The organism is Streptomyces europaeiscabiei (assembly GCF_001550375.1).
In the GTDB taxonomy this organism is placed as follows: domain Bacteria; phylum Actinomycetota; class Actinomycetes; order Streptomycetales; family Streptomycetaceae; genus Streptomyces; species Streptomyces europaeiscabiei.
This window is the reverse complement of record NZ_LRTR01000192.1, coordinates 1-14,097: the sequence shown is the minus strand read 5'-3', so window position 1 is coordinate 14,097 and position 14,097 is coordinate 1. Positions and strand designations below refer to the sequence as shown.

General features: G+C 70.9%; 12 protein-coding genes. 6 read left to right on the top strand and 6 right to left on the bottom strand.

Features of this window, described 5'->3' with window-relative positions; translation table 11 throughout:
* Positions 1 to 913 (top strand): hypothetical protein (locus AWZ10_RS09425; protein ID WP_079104331.1); only part of this gene is annotated, 913 nt, incomplete at its 5' end.
* A 351-nt stretch (positions 914 to 1,264) separates the two neighbouring features.
* On the opposite strand, the gene AWZ10_RS09420 is transcribed toward AWZ10_RS09425, so the two are convergent.
* Positions 1,265 to 2,209: a L,D-transpeptidase family protein gene (locus AWZ10_RS09420; protein WP_208618472.1), complete on the bottom strand. Its 945-nt coding sequence runs from the start codon at positions 2,207 to 2,209 to the stop codon at positions 1,265 to 1,267.
* 221 nt (positions 2,210 to 2,430) lie between these two features.
* Here AWZ10_RS09420 and AWZ10_RS09415 point away from each other — a divergent pair, with 221 nt between their 5' ends.
* Together AWZ10_RS09415 and leuE are read left to right on the top strand one after the other, a co-directional pair.
* Positions 2,431 to 4,011 carry an acyl-CoA mutase large subunit family protein gene (locus AWZ10_RS09415; RefSeq protein ID WP_046709257.1) on the top strand — a complete coding sequence of 527 codons (1,581 nt, stop codon included), beginning with the start codon at positions 2,431 to 2,433 and terminating at the stop codon, positions 4,009 to 4,011.
* A gap of 123 nt (positions 4,012 to 4,134) precedes the next feature.
* Positions 4,135 to 4,788, top strand: a complete 654-nt coding sequence (gene leuE / locus AWZ10_RS09410) for a leucine efflux protein LeuE (protein ID WP_046709258.1) — start codon at positions 4,135 to 4,137, stop codon at positions 4,786 to 4,788.
* Here the strand turns inward: leuE and AWZ10_RS09405 are convergent.
* Positions 4,760 to 6,322: an FAD-dependent oxidoreductase gene (locus AWZ10_RS09405; protein WP_079104330.1), complete on the bottom strand. Its 1,563-nt coding sequence runs from the start codon at positions 6,320 to 6,322 to the stop codon at positions 4,760 to 4,762. The two genes, leuE and AWZ10_RS09405, sit on opposite strands and share 29 nt — an antisense overlap.
* Positions 6,323 to 6,409: 87 nt before the next feature.
* Between AWZ10_RS09405 and AWZ10_RS09400 the strand changes: the two genes are divergently transcribed.
* The gene (locus AWZ10_RS09400) at positions 6,410 to 7,084 is read left to right on the top strand and encodes a TetR/AcrR family transcriptional regulator C-terminal domain-containing protein (RefSeq protein ID WP_046709259.1); all 675 of its coding nucleotides are present in this window, start codon (positions 6,410 to 6,412) and stop codon (positions 7,082 to 7,084) included.
* 223 nt (positions 7,085 to 7,307) lie between these two features.
* Here AWZ10_RS09400 and AWZ10_RS09395 read toward each other — a convergent pair whose 3' ends face one another.
* From AWZ10_RS09395 to AWZ10_RS09380, 4 genes are all read right to left on the bottom strand, one after another.
* On the bottom strand, positions 7,308 to 8,252 hold the full coding sequence (locus tag AWZ10_RS09395) for a class I SAM-dependent methyltransferase (RefSeq protein WP_060890850.1): 945 nt from the start codon (positions 8,250 to 8,252) through the stop codon (positions 7,308 to 7,310).
* Positions 8,253 to 8,471: 219 nt separating this feature from the next.
* Positions 8,472 to 9,629, bottom strand: coding sequence for an acyltransferase family protein (locus tag AWZ10_RS09390; RefSeq protein WP_079104329.1), 1,158 nt, complete (start codon positions 9,627 to 9,629; stop codon positions 8,472 to 8,474).
* A gap of 7 nt (positions 9,630 to 9,636) precedes the next feature.
* On the bottom strand, positions 9,637 to 10,971 hold the full coding sequence (locus AWZ10_RS09385) for an alpha-2,8-polysialyltransferase family protein (protein ID WP_060890849.1): 1,335 nt from the start codon (positions 10,969 to 10,971) through the stop codon (positions 9,637 to 9,639).
* Positions 10,968 to 11,945, bottom strand: coding sequence for a glycosyltransferase family 2 protein (locus AWZ10_RS09380; protein ID WP_060890848.1), 978 nt, complete (start codon positions 11,943 to 11,945; stop codon positions 10,968 to 10,970). Before AWZ10_RS09380 ends, AWZ10_RS09385 begins: the two co-directional genes overlap by 4 nt.
* Positions 11,946 to 12,143: 198 nt before the next feature.
* On the opposite strand from AWZ10_RS09380, the gene AWZ10_RS09375 reads away from it, so the two are divergent.
* Entirely contained in the window at positions 12,144 to 13,511 is a 1,368-nt protein-coding gene (locus AWZ10_RS09375; protein WP_046707466.1) for a DUF6716 putative glycosyltransferase, read from the top strand.
* A gap of 44 nt (positions 13,512 to 13,555) precedes the next feature.
* Positions 13,556 to 14,097 (top strand): acylneuraminate cytidylyltransferase family protein (locus AWZ10_RS09370; RefSeq protein WP_159058236.1); only part of this gene is annotated, 542 nt, incomplete at its 3' end.

Below are 14,097 nucleotides of genomic sequence, written 5' to 3'. Positions count from 1 at the left end.
GGGCCGGGCGGTGCGGTTCGGGCTGGTCGCGGCCGTGGCCGCCGGGATGCTCGGTGGGGTCACGGTGGTGGCCGGCGGCGGCGCGCTGAGCGCGTTCCACGACGACGAACCGGAACCCTCCGCCACCATCTCCGCCGCCCAGTCGCCGGACCAACCGCTGCTGTCGCCGTCACCGAACACCGGGCAGGGCGACAGCAGGCGCGGGGCGTGGGGCGAGGCGTCGCCCGAGGTGTCGCCGGACGCCTCCTCGAAGGGCGACGGCCCTTCAGGCGAGGGCGCCGGCGGTACCGACGAGGACGAGCAGCCCGGTGGCAGCGGGCAGGACGAGAACCGCACCCAGGAGTGGTGGGACCAGGTGTTCTCCGCCTGCCGTGACGTCCGCGACGGCAAGCAGCTGGACGCCGACCGCCGACGCGGCCTGGAGGACGCGGCGGGCGGCAAGGGCAAGGGACAGCTGAAGCGGTACTGCGAAGGTGTCCTGGCCGGCGGCGGTGCCAACCCCGGCACGGCGAAGCGGCCGGGCACGGGCGCCGGGACCGGTGCGTCGGACTCCGGCGGCCCCGCCGGCGGTGGTGGCAAGAACGCCCGGTCCGGAATCGACTCCGACGAGGACGACGACTCGGACAACGGCAAGGGCCGCCACGGAAACGGGAACGGCAAGGGCCGCCACGGGAACGGCAACGGCAAGGGCCGCCATGGGAACGGCAACGGCAGCGGCAACGGCCTCTGGCACGGGAACGGCAAGAACAAGGCCGGCAAGGGCAACAAAGGCAACAAGGGCAACAAGGGCGGGAAGGGCAGCGGCAGCGGTGGCAGTGGCCACCACGGTCGGCTCGCGGCGGTGAACCCGATCGGCTTCGGCGCCGGTGTCGGCACCGCGCCCTCCGAGCCTGTGCTTACGCACCCATCCTGACCTGCGCTTTCGTATCCGCCATGAATTCTTTCGCGGGACGGGTAACACTTTCGGCGGCACCGGCGCAGTAATGAGTGAGCCGACTGGTCATCGGCCGTCGCACAGAGCCGGGGTTCCCCCCGTACCTACGGCTCGTGCACCTCGGCGCGGGCGGGACACGTTCCCCCGGTCCCGCCCGCGCCCCATTTCCTCGTGATTCCCCCGTGGTCCCCCGTGACCCCGTACTCCCCCTGACGCGCCGGACGCTCTCCCGCTATGCGTCATGTGACGCACGTCACTCCAAAGGTCTGTCGAGCGATCTGGCGAGCCATCCGTCGAGCGATCTGGCGAGTGATCCGTCCGCGGGTCTCGTCACCAGTACACGACCACCTTGTCGCCGTTCCTGACCTGCGCGAACAGCTGCGCGATCTTCGCCTCGTCCCGGACGTTGACGCAGCCGTGGGAGGCCCCGTAGTAGCCGCGGACCGCGAAGTCGGAGGAGTAGTGGACGGCCTGGCCGCCGCTGAAGAACATCGCGTAGGGCATGGGGGTGTCGTACAGGGTCGACCAGTGGTCGCGGGACTTGAAGTAGACGCTGAAGACGCCTTCGCGGGTCGGTGTGTACTCCGAGCCGAACCGCACCTCGACCGTCGTCAGCGTCCGGCCGTCCACCATCCAGCGCAGTGTGCGACTGGTCTTGCTGATGCACAGCACCCGGCCGGTCATACAGCGCGGGTCGGGTGACGCGGCCGGCTGCCCGCCGTACGCGTACAGGTCCCACTGCCCGGGCTCCCGTGTCATGTCGAGCAGCCGTGCCCAGGTGACGCTGTCCGTCTTCCCGGTCTGCGGCAGTCCCCGCTTGCCCTGGAAGCCCCTGACCGCCCGGACCGTCGGATCGTCGTACGTCCCCGTGGGTCCGGTGAAGAGCCACGCGATCTGGCGGAGCCGCGCCTGCAGCTCACGTACGTCCAGCCCTTCGTCGCCCTGGGCCCAGAGGACCGTGGGAGCGACGGTGGGAGTGGGGGAGGGGGAGGCGCTGGGTGGCGGGGCCTGCTCGCGTCCCCCCTTGCCGTCACTGTCTCCGGCGACCTTGTCGCTGTCGCTGCTGTCGCTGCTGTCGCTGCTGTCGCTGCTGTCGGCGCCGTCGGCCTTGTCGCCGTCGTCCTGCTTCGGGGCGCCGCTCGGTGCGGCGGTCCCGTCGATGCGTACGGGCTGGCGCTGGCCGCCGTGCACCTCGATCCCCTGGGCCGTGCAGGCGCCGGCCATGGCGAGTGCCGCGAGCGCGACCACCGATCTCCGCATGTCCTTGGTACGCATCAAGGGCCCCCGTCGTCTCATGATCCACCGCATCCGGCCGCTCTCCCGGAGAGGTTTCCCGGACGTGACCCGTCGCGAACTAACGGGCATGGTGGTGAGCAAGGCCCAGCCGACTGCGCTCCACCCGGGCGCGGACCCGCCGCTGCAGTCCGCCTCGCGGGTCACGGTACTGGCTGGTAACAAGCGGGCGCCCGAGCAACCGGGCAGACGGAGGGCACACCATGGCGCGCGAGTCGGAGTCCGGACTGCCCATCGAGCCGGTGTACGGACCGGAGGCGCTGCGGGACTGGGATCCGGCGGACAGGCTCGGCGACCCGGGTGGCTACCCCTACACCCGTGGTGTCTACCCGTCGATGTACACCGGCCGCCCCTGGACCATGCGCCAGTACGCCGGCTTCGGTACGGCGGTGGAGTCCAACGCCCGCTACCAGCAGCTCATCGCCCATGGCACGACGGGTCTGTCCGTCGCCTTCGACCTGCCCACCCAGATGGGCCACGACTCCGACGCCCCGATCGCGAGCGGCGAGGTCGGCAAGGTGGGCGTGGCGATCGACTCGGTCGACGACATGCGGGTGCTGTTCGGCGGCATCCCGCTGGACAAGGTCTCGACGTCGATGACGATCAACGCGCCCGCGGCCCTGTTGCTGCTGATGTACCAGCTGGTCGGCGAGGAGCAGGGCGTACCGGCCGAGCGGCTCACGGGCACGATCCAGAACGATGTGCTGAAGGAGTACATCGCGCGTGGGACGTACATCTTCCCGCCCAAGCCCTCGCTCCGTCTGATCGCCGACATCTTCAAGTACTGCAAGGCCGAGATCCCCAGGTGGAACACCATCTCGATCTCCGGCTACCACATGGCCGAGGCGGGCGCCTCCCCCGCGCAGGAGATCGCGTTCACCCTCGCCGACGGCATCGAGTACGTGCGTACGGCGGTCGCGGCGGGCATGGACGTCGACGACTTCGCCCCGCGCCTGTCCTTCTTCTTCGTCGCCCGGACGACGATCCTGGAGGAGGTCGCCAAGTTCCGCGCGGCGCGCAGGATCTGGGCCCGGGTGATGAAGGACGAGTTCGGCGCGCGGAACCCCAAGTCCCTGATGCTCCGCTTCCACACGCAGACGGCCGGCGTCCAGCTGACCGCGCAGCAGCCCGAGGTGAACCTCGTCCGCGTCGCCGTCCAGGGCCTGGCGGCCGTGCTGGGCGGCACCCAGTCCCTGCACACGAACTCCTTCGACGAGGCGATCGCCCTCCCCACCGACAAGTCGGCCCGCCTGGCCCTGCGCACGCAGCAGGTGCTGGCGTACGAGACGGACGTGACCGCGACGGTCGACCCCTTCGCGGGTTCGTACGTCATCGAGAAGATGACCGACGACGTGGAGGCGGCGGCCGTCGAACTGATGCGGAAGGTCGAGGAGCTGGGCGGCGCGGTCGCCGCCATCGAACACGGCTTCCAGAAGGGCGAGATCGAACGCTCCGCCTACCGCATCGCCCAGGAGACCGACTCCGGCGAGCGCGTCGTGGTCGGCGTCAACCGCTACCAGCTCGACGCGGAGGAGCCGTACGAGCCGCTGCGGGTGGACCCGGCGATCGAGGCCCAGCAGGCGGAGCGGCTCGCGACGCTGCGGGCGGAGCGCGACGGGGCGGCGGTGGAGGCCGCCCTCGGCGACCTGAGGAAGGCCGCCGAGGGGACGGACAACGTCCTCTATCCGATGCGTGAGGCCCTGAAGGCCCGTGCCACGGTGGGTGAGGTGTGCAACGCGCTGCGGGAGGTCTGGGGAACCTACGTTCCGTCGGATGCCTTCTGAGCCGGGCGGCTGCTTCGCACGGGTGATCATGGACCGAACCCGCGTGGGCCCCGCCGCGCTCGTCGGAGAGTGGGCCCCGAAGTCCGGAGCAGGGTGTCACACCCCCGTGCGACACTCCATTTCATGTTCGGTGTCACTGACCTTCCCACCTATCTGGCAGGACTCGTCCTGATCGTCCTCCTGCCCGGCCCCAACTCCCTCTACGTGCTGTCCGTGGCCGCCCGGCGCGGGATACGGACCGGGTACCGGGCCGCCGCCGGGGTGTGGGTCGGGGACAGTGTGCTGATGACCCTCTCCGCAGCAGGTGTCGCCTCGTTGCTGCAGGCCAACGCCGTGTTGTTCGGGATCGTGAAGTACGCGGGGGCGGGCTATCTGTCGTGGCTGGCGGTGGGGATGCTGCGGGCCGCCTGGGGGATGTGGCGGAGCCGGCGTGAGCGGGTCGCCGAGGGGCCGGGGGACGAGGTCGTCGAGGGGGAACGGCCATTCCGGCGTGCCCTTGTGATCAGCCTGCTCAACCCCAAGGCGATCCTGTTCTTCGTCGCCTTCTTCGTGCAGTTCGTGGACCCCGGATACGCCTACCCGGCCCTCTCCTTCGTCGTGCTCGGCGCCTTCGCCCAGGCCGCCAGCTTCCTCTACCTGAGCGCGCTGATATTCAGCGGCACGAGGCTGGCCGCCACCTTCCGTCGCCGGAAGCGGCTGTCGGCGGGTGCCACCTCGGCGGCGGGGGCGATGTTCCTGGGCTTCGCGGTCAAGCTGTCGCTGGCGAGCGGCGCCTAGTGCCGCGGCAGGCAGCGTTCGCCGCGTCGCGGCATTGGGCGAGGCCCGCGGCGGTCGTGTACGCGGTGAGGCCGACCGGGGTGTCGCCCGCCCAGCCGATGTAGCCGTCCGGACGGACGAGGAAGACGCCGGTGCCGTAGGCCTCGTACGGCGGGATGTGCGCCGTACGTACGTTCTTCAGTTGCGGCAGGTCTGCCATGTCTGCCGTGTCCGGCAGGTCCGTCGGCGCGACGGTGCCGACGGTGAGCAGAGTCCAGTGCGGACCGCGGAAGACGTCGAGGAGGCGTATGCCGCCGCGTCGGCCGTCGGGTGCGCGGTCGCCCGCGTGGAGGGCGTCCGGGGGCAGGTTCTCGCGGGTGTCGACGCAGAGGGAGGCGTGCCGGTAGCCGAGGCCCAGCTGTTGCGTGGCCCGGCCCCGGCGTTCCTCGCCCCGATGGACCCGGGTGGAGAGGCCGAGCATGGCCGCGGCCACCGGGCGCCGCTCCTCCTCGTACGTGTCCAGCAGCGCGTCGCCCGCGTCGCCGCGCAGCACCCCGCCCAGCTTCCAGCCCAGGTTGTACGCGTCCTGGATGCTGGTGTTGAGGCCCTGGCCCCCGGCGGGCGAGTGGACGTGCGCCGCGTCCCCGGCGAGGAACACCCGTCCCTCGCGGAAACGGTCCGCGAGCGCGGCCCGGGGCCGGAAGTCCGACGCCCAGCGCACCTCCGTCACATCCTCGGGGGCGAGGTGGGAGCGGGCGGCGACGACCTCGCGGATGCCGTCCGCGGAGAGGTCGACGACCGTGTCCGGGTCCGGGAAGCCGGCGGTCAGCTGGAAGTCCTCGGTACCGGGGAGAGGGCAGACCGCCATGAAGCCGTGGTCGCCGGTCGGCGGGAACAGATGCCAGTTGTCGCGGTCGAGGGCCGGGACGCGGATGTCGGCCACCAGGGTCGGGCGCGGGTCGACGGTCTCGCCGGTCATGCCGATGCCGAGGAGGCGCCGGACGGTGGAGCGGCCCCCGTCGGCGGCCACGGCGTAGCGGGCGCGGACCTCGGGGCCGGTGGTGAAGGACGCCGTCACGCCGTCCGTGTCCTGGGTCAGTCCCGCCAGTTCGCGGTCGAGGGTGACGTCGCCGCCCAGTTCCCGCAGGCGGGACAGCAGGATCTCCTGCGTCCGCCACTGGGGGATCAGCCAGGGGCCTTGGTGCGGCTCGGCCTCCGTGGGTTCCGACACGTCGAACATCCGGTGCTCTCCCTGCCGGCTCCCGTCGCTCCAGACCATGCCGACGGGGGCGGGGCCGCCGGCGGCGCGGACCGCGTCGAGTACGCCGAGGTCGTCGAGGACCTCCAGCGTGCGGGGCTGCATTCCCTTGCCGCGTGAGCCGGGGAACAGCGCGGTGGCCCGCTCCACGACCAGGGCGCCGACGCCGCGCCGGGCCAGGTCGACGGCCAGGGCGAGACCGGTGGGGCCTGCCCCGACGATCAGGACGTCCGTGGTCTGCGCGGTCTGTGCGGTCTGTGTGGTCCGCGTCGTGTGCGCGGTGTCTGCGGCGTGCATGGCTTCGCTCATGAGCTTCCACTCTCCTTAACGCTGTTAAGTAACCCTTGCGCGGCAGCATGCGCTTAACGCCGTTAAGCTGTCAACGTGGTTCCCAGGAAATCCCCGAAGCTGGACAAGGCACAGGTCGCCGAGGCGGCCCTGCGGCTGCTGAACGAGGTCGGCCTGGAAGGGCTGAGTCTCCGACTGATCGCCAAGGAGCTCGACGTCCAGGCACCCGCGCTCTACTGGCACTTCAAGAACAAGCAGGACCTGCTGGACGAGATGGCGACCGAGATGATGCGGCGCATGGCGGCGGACTGGGCCGGGATGCCGTCAGGAGGAGACGGGGGCGCCGACTGGCAGGAGACCTTCCGGGCGCGGATGCGGGGGCTGCGCGAGCATCTGCTGCGGTACCGCGACGGCGCGAAGGTGTACAGCGGGACGCACTTCACGGATCTGTCGTACGCGGCGCCCATGGAGGCGAATCTGCGCGTGCTGACGGCCGCGGGGTTCACGCCGGCGGGGGCCGCGCGGGCCTGGTTCACGGCCTACAGCTACACGATCGGGTACGTCATCGAGGAGCAGTCCATGGGGCCGGACCCGGTGGCGGGCGGGGAAGGGTACGACCTTGCTGCGCGGGCTGAGCGGTTGGCGGCGTATCCGTTGGCTGTGGAGGCCGGGTGGGAGATGTTCCGGGAGCAGGAGCGGGGGTTTGACGTGGGCCTTGACGCGGTGCTGGTGGGGATCTCTGTGACGCTGCGGGGGAGTGGGGGGAGCTGAGAACTCGGCGGGGCAGGTCGGCGGGCGGCTGCGGGTCGTGTGGGGCTGGTCGCGCAGTTCCCCGCGCCCCTTTCGGGGCTGCGCCCCTCAGGGCGAAGACCCCCGAGGCGCGGAGAACACGCGATCCGCGTCGCTGATCGGCCCTGCGGCACGGCTGCGACCGCCCCTGAGGCATGGCCGGCTCTGCGTCAGGGGCGGCTCTGCGTCGCTACCAACTCGTGGGTCACCTTCCCGGCTTCTTTCGTGCCCTCGCCTTCCTGATCACCCTGGTCACCAGCGGTGGCAGCAGGTCCACGGCCAGTCCGCGGGCGCTGTTCCGCCGGGGCCGGGGCCGGGGCGGGCGGGGGTTGGCCGGAGGCTGCGGTTCGGGGGCCGCCGGGGTGGTGGCCGGTGGTTCGGGGCCTGTCCAGTGGCGGGACTTCGGGAAGGTCGGGGCCTTCATGCCCCTGGACTTGAGGCGGATGATGCGGTGGCCGGCCGCCTGCTGGTTGCTGACGTGGCAGTCGTCCCGCTCCGCGACCATCTCCAGGAGGGCGTCCTGGATCGGCGCCGGGTCGTCCCAGGTGCCGTAGAGCTTCTGCGTGCTGAGGCAGACGGGGTTGAGGCCCCGGTTGAGGACGGCCTCCCAAGCGGCGATGGAGACACCGGGGGTGTGCTCCGAACGGAAGTCGTCGAGGACGACCAGACCGCCGGGGAGGAGGCAGTCCCGGGCGGCGCTGATGTCGCCCTCGACATGCTCGTACAGGTGCGAGGCGTCGATGTGCACGAAACGACAGGAGCGCGGCTCGACCTCGCCGGGGACGATCGAGCTGGGGCCTTGCAGGACGCGGGGCAGCTCGTCGTGGAAGGAGAGGTAGTTGGCCTCGAAGGCCCGGCGGGTGAGCGTGCTGCGGTACGACTTGGTGGCCTCCGCCGCGTTGGCGTCGTCCGGTGCGTCGCTCTCGAAGAGGTCGCAGACCGTGTAGGCCTCACCCTCCTGAAGATGCCGGCCGAGGAAGATGGCGCTCTTGCCCATGTAGACGCCGACCTCCAGGAGGTCGCCCCTCACGCCCGCGCCCTCCTGCCGGCGCAGGAACCAGTCGAAGAGCAGTTGGTCGAGCACCGGGAACCAGCCGGGGACGTCATCGAGTTCACGGGGGAGCCGGATCGTGCCTTGTTCAGAGGTCATGAGGACAGAAGACTCTCTTGTGTCGACGAGACGAACAGGCGAACAGGTGAACGGGTCAATAGGTGAACGGGTCAACTGGTGAACGGGGTTAATGGGTGAACGGGTGCACGGGCCGGGAACCCATGAGAGGGCTACGGCCCGGTCAAGGATGATGCGGAGCCTCTCCGCGGAGGCGATGTCGAATCCCCGGGCCGGATGAACCGCGGGCCAATTTCGTGTTCAGCCACGGCGTCCGCCGAGCGATCTGCGCAGCAATGGCTGCAACGGGCGTTCGACCCAGTGGTGCAGCAGCCGGGCGAGCGTCAGCATCAGCGCCACGGTCAGCGCCACGGTCAGGGAGGACGGAAGGCCCAGACCCTGGTGGAGTGCCCGCACCACCGGCCAGCCCAGGTGCTCGTGCACGAGGTAGAAGGGGTACGTCAGGGCGCCCGCGGTGGTCAGCCAGGCCCAGTTGATCCGGTTCAGCCCGCCCAGGGCGATCGCCGTCACCGCCATGAAGCCGAGGGTGACGACCAGGACGATGCCGAACGAGGTGCGGAAGGAGAAGAACTCCGGGTTCGGGGCGTGCCACAGCTCGCGGACCGCGTAGTGCTGGCCGATCAGCCAGCTCACCGCCACGATCCCCCACGCGTAGGCGTCACGCCGGTCGCGGTGGACCAGGTAGAGACCGATCCCGCCGATGAAGAACGGCGCGTACTCCGGCATCAGCACGACGTCCAGCAGGGGCTCGTTCACGGACTGCGCGATCACCGCCGCCAGGGTCCAGCACGCGCAGAACATGATCACGCGGCGGCGGTTCGCGCCCGGCAGGACGACGCAGAGGGCGAACAGCGCGTAGAAGCGGACCTCCGCCCACAGCGTCCAGCAGACGCCCAGCACACGGTCCACGCCCAGCGGCTGCTGCATCATCGTCAGGTTCACGAGCGCGTCGCTCGGTGACACCGCCTCGTACGCGACCACCGGCAGGGCGAACACCGCCGTCACCAGGATCACCGCCGCCCAGTAGGCGGGCAGCAGCCGGGAGGCGCGGGAGACGAAGAAGGAGTGCAGGGGGCGGCCCCAGCCGCTCATACAGATCACGAAACCACTGATCACGAAGAAGATCTGTACGCCCAGACAGCCGTAGGCGAACCATTCGTGCAGCGTGGGGAACTGCTGCCTGGGCGAGGTGCCCCACGCCTCGGCGATCTCGCCGTCCCGGCCGCCGTAGTGGTACGCGGCGACCATCAGCGCGGCGAGCAGCCGCAGTCCGTCGAGCGCGCGCAGCCGCGGCGCGGGCCGGCCGGCACCCCGCTGCACGGGGGCCGCCGACGTGGTCGTGGGTATCGCGCCCGCTTCCGGTGCGGGCGTCGCGAGCGTGGTGCTGTTCGTGGTCATACCGGGCTCACCCCAGGGTGGCGCGCTTGAGGGACCGCGCCCGCCGCGCGACTCTGCGTACGGTCGCGTTGCGCGGGATGAAGGCGAGCTGGACGGGAATGCCGCCGGGCAGCCCCAGCGAGGTGAGGCGGCGGCGCTTGAAGTACCGCAGGGTGTACGTGCTCAGACTCCTCGTCAGATACGCCTCGGTCTCCGCGCGCAGCGACGGGTAGATCTTCGGCTGCATCGCGAAGCCCACCGCCCGGACCAGGGCGTTGAGGTCCGCCACCCTCGTGCCCGGCTGCTGCGAGGCGACCGCCGTCCGGTCGCCCAGCTCCGGCAGCAGCGCGTCCACGATCGTGACGGGCACCCGGTTGCTGTTCTCGTACGGGGCGAGCCGGTCCAGCAGGGTGCTCGTGCCGACGCGGGCGACCGGCAGGCCGTACAGCGCGGAGGCGGTGAGCAGGGCCGTGGAGAAGCAGCCGACGACGAGGGCCGGACGCATCCGCTGGTAGAGCACCTCGGCGAGGACCGGCGTGTCCAGCACGGTCAGGTCGGCGCCGAGCCGCTCCGCCTCCTTCTCCAGGCCGCGCGACCAGCGGGCCGGGGCGCTGGGATGCGGCTTGAACACGACCTTGGTGTGCCCGAGCGCGACCGCGCCCTTCAGCATCCGTACGTGGAGATCCTCCTCCTCCTCGGCGGTGAGGATGCCGAGCGCGGAGAGGTACTGCCCGAGCAGCAGCGCAGGCTTCTCGATCGCGGGCAGTACGTCACCGGTGTCGACGAGTTCCGCCAGCACCTTCACGAAGGCGTCCGTCGGCACGATCTCCGCCTCGACCCCGAACTCGGTGAGCAGCAGCGGCTTCAGGTCCGGCACCAGGTCCAGGTGCAGCAGCCGGTCGATGCGTGTCCCGACCAGCGGGTCGATCTTGTTGCGGGTGGGGCCGTAGCTCATCAGGCCGTCCGCGTACACGGTCACGGGGGCGCCGGTGAAGATCTGGGTGAAGCCGAGTGCCGGGTGGACCTGGATGGACTCCACGGCCAGCTCGACATCGTCGTCGCCCAGGTTCCACAGCAGCCGCAGGTGCCGCTCCCACAGGGGTACGTCGTCCGGGCGCGGGGACCAGCCGCCGGGGTGGAAGGGGGCGATGGTCTCGTTCCAGGAGATCACGTCGTCGAAGCGGCCGCGCAGCCGCTCGAAGCCGGGCATCTCGTCCAGGCCGGGGGCCGTCTCCGGCGTGGCCGCGTTGTTGGAGATCAGCAGGATGCGCCGGGCCGCGGGGCGGAAGCACTCGGTGTCCAGGGCGGCGGCCAGTGTGGCCGTGCCGTACAGCGTGGACGCCATGAAGATCTGCGTGGTCACGCGGCGACCCCCGTGGCGGCGGGACGGCGGCGCAGCCGGCGCAGCCGGGTGGCGCGCTGGACGTCCATGGAGTCGAGGGCCTCGTCGAGCACGTCCTGCGGCATTCGGCGCAGCGCGACCGCGCTCATCGACTTCAGTTTCCGTGCCACCGCCGGCTCGAACCTTTCGATGGATCCCAAATGATGGGAGATAATCGCGCAATATGTGCGCACGGCCTTGGGGAGAAGTGCGTCCGCGTCCCGGTCCTGCGCCGTTTCCGCGATGACCTGGTCAAATGCGCGAATGAAATCGAGCTGGCGTACGTCGCCGATCTGCGTCAGGGAAGAAGCCACCCCGCGCCGGTAGAAGACGCCCAGCAGCCCCACCGTGGCGAAGGAATCGGCCTCCCGGTGGAGCTTCCAGATCCACGGCCGGTCCTCCGCCGTGCGCAGTCCGTGGGTGAAGTGCAGCACGCCCTTGTCGACCAGGCGGCGGTGGTAGATGCCCGCCCAGGCGTACGCGTAGTCGACGGAGGTGGAGCGGTCGGCGGGCAGGATCGCGTCCCGCGGGTTCATCACCACGCCCCGGCGCCCGTTGGGCACCCGGTGGACGGAGCGGGCCCGCGCGGTGCACTGGACATGGTCCGTGCGCACGAAGTCGCAGCCCAGGTCCTCGATGGCACCGAGCAGTCGGGGGTAGTAGCCGGGGGCGAGCCAGTCGTCCCCGTCGAGGAACGTCAGGTATTCGCCGCGGGCCCTGTCGATGCCCGTGTTGCGCGCGGTCGCCAGTCCTCCGTTCTTCTCGTGTCTGACATACACCGCCCCCGGCAGCTCGCGCTCCGCGCGCGCGAGAATGTCCGGTGTCTCGTCGCGAGAGCAGTCGTCGACGAGAATGAATTCGAAGTCGTCATGAGCGTTGGCTCTGAGACTCTTCAGGGTGTCGGGCGCGTATTGCTGCACGTTGTAGAACGGCACGATGACGGAGAGCTTGACCACCCCCGTGACGTTAGGGGGCCGTCCGGCATTCGTCTTGACCACCTGCTTGATGTCAGGTGAACGACGCGTGGCGGAACCGTGAACCAGGCACTTTCCTGCGCCTTCCGTACCCCGATTCGCCGTTCGGCGATGTGCTGTTAACCCTTTGTTGTATTCGGGTTGGGCCGTACAACGGAATTACTTCCTAGCGTCTTCGGTGTGCCAGCAAGTGCTACGAACGGCCTGCGAGTCGCCGTACTCGCGGATTCCGACACCCGGTGGAAATGGGGCGCGCTCACCGCGACCCGTCTCGCTCCGGAGGATTCGGACATCCGCCTGGACGGCTTCCTCCTGCGTGGCCGAGCCACCCCCACAGCCCGCCAGCTCCAGGAGGTCGGCGTTCGCCCCGACTCCCTGCGCGAGGTGACCGGCCTCGAGTTCCTGCGTGCCATGAAGGAGGAGTCGTACGACGTCGTCCTGCTCTCCCTCGTCGGCGGGGGCGTCCAGGCGATGCTGCACGGCCTGCGCCGGGCCTGGGACGGCCGGAGCAGGCGGCCCGTGGTCGTCACCGGTTACGTCGGTGTCGTCTACGAGAAGCTCGCCGACGGTCTGCTGCTGCGGCACGGCGCGGACCTCGTCCTCGCCAACTCCCGCCAGGACGCGGACCGGTTCCGGGCCGTGTACGAGGGTGTGGGCGCCGACGCCTCCTCGGTCACCGAGGTCGCGCTGCCCTTCCTGGGCGGCAGGCCCTACGCCGGCGCCGAGGACCCGTCCGCGGAGCAAGGGCGCAGGCCCTACACGGTCGTCTTCGCCGTACAGCCGTCCGTCCCGGACAACCGCAGGGACCGTACGTACCTGCTGAACCGCATCGTCCAGCACGCGAAGCTGCACCCGGACCGCCAGGTCCTGCTGAAGCTGCGCTCCAGGCCGGGCGAGCACACCACGCACATCGAGGAACTGCCGTACCAGAAGCTGGTGGAGCGGCTGCCCGGTGACGCGCCCGCCAACTTCCGTCTGGTGTACGGGAACATGGGCGAGGTCCTCGACACCACCGACCTGCTGGTCACCATCAGCTCCACGGCCGCCCTGGAGTCGCTGCACCGCCGGATCCCCACCGTCGTCCTCACCGACCTAGGGATCCGCGAGACCCTCGGCAACCACCACTTCGTGGGCTCCGGCTGCCTCGCCTCCTGGGACCAGCTGGACGCCGGGTACGAGCCCGCGCCGGACCCGGGGTGGGTGGCCCGCCAGGGCGTCGTCGCCGGGGGCACCTCCCGGACGAAGTCCGGGGCAGGCTCGTACGCCGGCGCCTTCGACGCCGCCCGCGACCGCATCGCCAAGCTGGTCGCGGCCGACGGACTGCCGCCCCTCGCGCCGTACTACACGCCCGTCACCGCGCCCGGCTACCTGCCCGGCATCCTCGCCCGCCACCACCTCGGCCCCGACGGCGAACCGCTGCCCGGGGCGCCCGCCGCCGACCGGCAGGCCGGACCCGTACGGCAGATCGTGCGCCGGGCGGCGCGTGGCGCCTACCGCCACGGAGTGCAGCGCGTGGCACCCGTCATCCGACGGATGGGGGAGCTGTGAGCCGCCGCCCGACCTCTTCGCACGCACCGCAAGGAGTCCCACCCATGTCCAACCCGGAAGCGGGCCGAGCGACTTCCGCACGCCGTGTGCTCGCCGTGATCCCCGCGCGCGGCGGCTCCAAGGGCGTCCCCGCGAAGAACCTGGCCCCCGTCGGCGGCGTTCCGCTGGTGGCCCGCGCGGTGCGCGAGTGCCTCGCCGCCCGGCTGGTGACCGACGTCGTCGTCTCCACCGACGACCACGCCATCGCCGCCGCGGGCCGGGAGGCCGGAGCCGAGGTCGTGCTCCGCCCCGCCGCCATCGCCGGTGACACCGCGACCTCCGAGGCCGCCGTCCTGCACGCCATGGACGCCCACGAGGCGCTCCACGGTGCCGCTGTCGACGTCGTGATGCTCGTCCAGTGCACCAGCCCGTTCATCCTCCGCGAGGACATCGACGGCGTCGCCCGCGCGATCGTGGAACACGGCGCCGACACCGCCCTGACCGTCGCCCCGTTCCACGGGTTCGTCTGGCGCGACACGGCGGACGAGTTCGCCGACGGCGGGGCGAGCCGGGTGGGCGCGGCGCTGGCGGCCGGCACGGCCGGATA

What these genes read in the sequence shown, in the direction of transcription:
- AWZ10_RS09405 (WP_079104330.1), bottom strand. Translation starts at nt 6,322, where the DNA reads ATGCACGCCGCAGACACCGCGCACACGACGCGGACCACACAGACCGCA.
- leuE (WP_046709258.1), top strand. Translation starts at nt 4,135, where the DNA reads ATGTTCGGTGTCACTGACCTTCCCACCTATCTGGCAGGACTCGTCCTG.
- AWZ10_RS09420 (WP_208618472.1), bottom strand. Translation starts at nt 2,209, where the DNA reads ATGCGTACCAAGGACATGCGGAGATCGGTGGTCGCGCTCGCGGCACTC.
- AWZ10_RS09390 (WP_079104329.1), bottom strand. Translation starts at nt 9,629, where the DNA reads ATGACCACGAACAGCACCACGCTCGCGACGCCCGCACCGGAAGCGGGC.
- AWZ10_RS09415 (WP_046709257.1), top strand. Translation starts at nt 2,431, where the DNA reads ATGGCGCGCGAGTCGGAGTCCGGACTGCCCATCGAGCCGGTGTACGGA.
- AWZ10_RS09395 (WP_060890850.1), bottom strand. Translation starts at nt 8,252, where the DNA reads ATGACCTCTGAACAAGGCACGATCCGGCTCCCCCGTGAACTCGATGAC.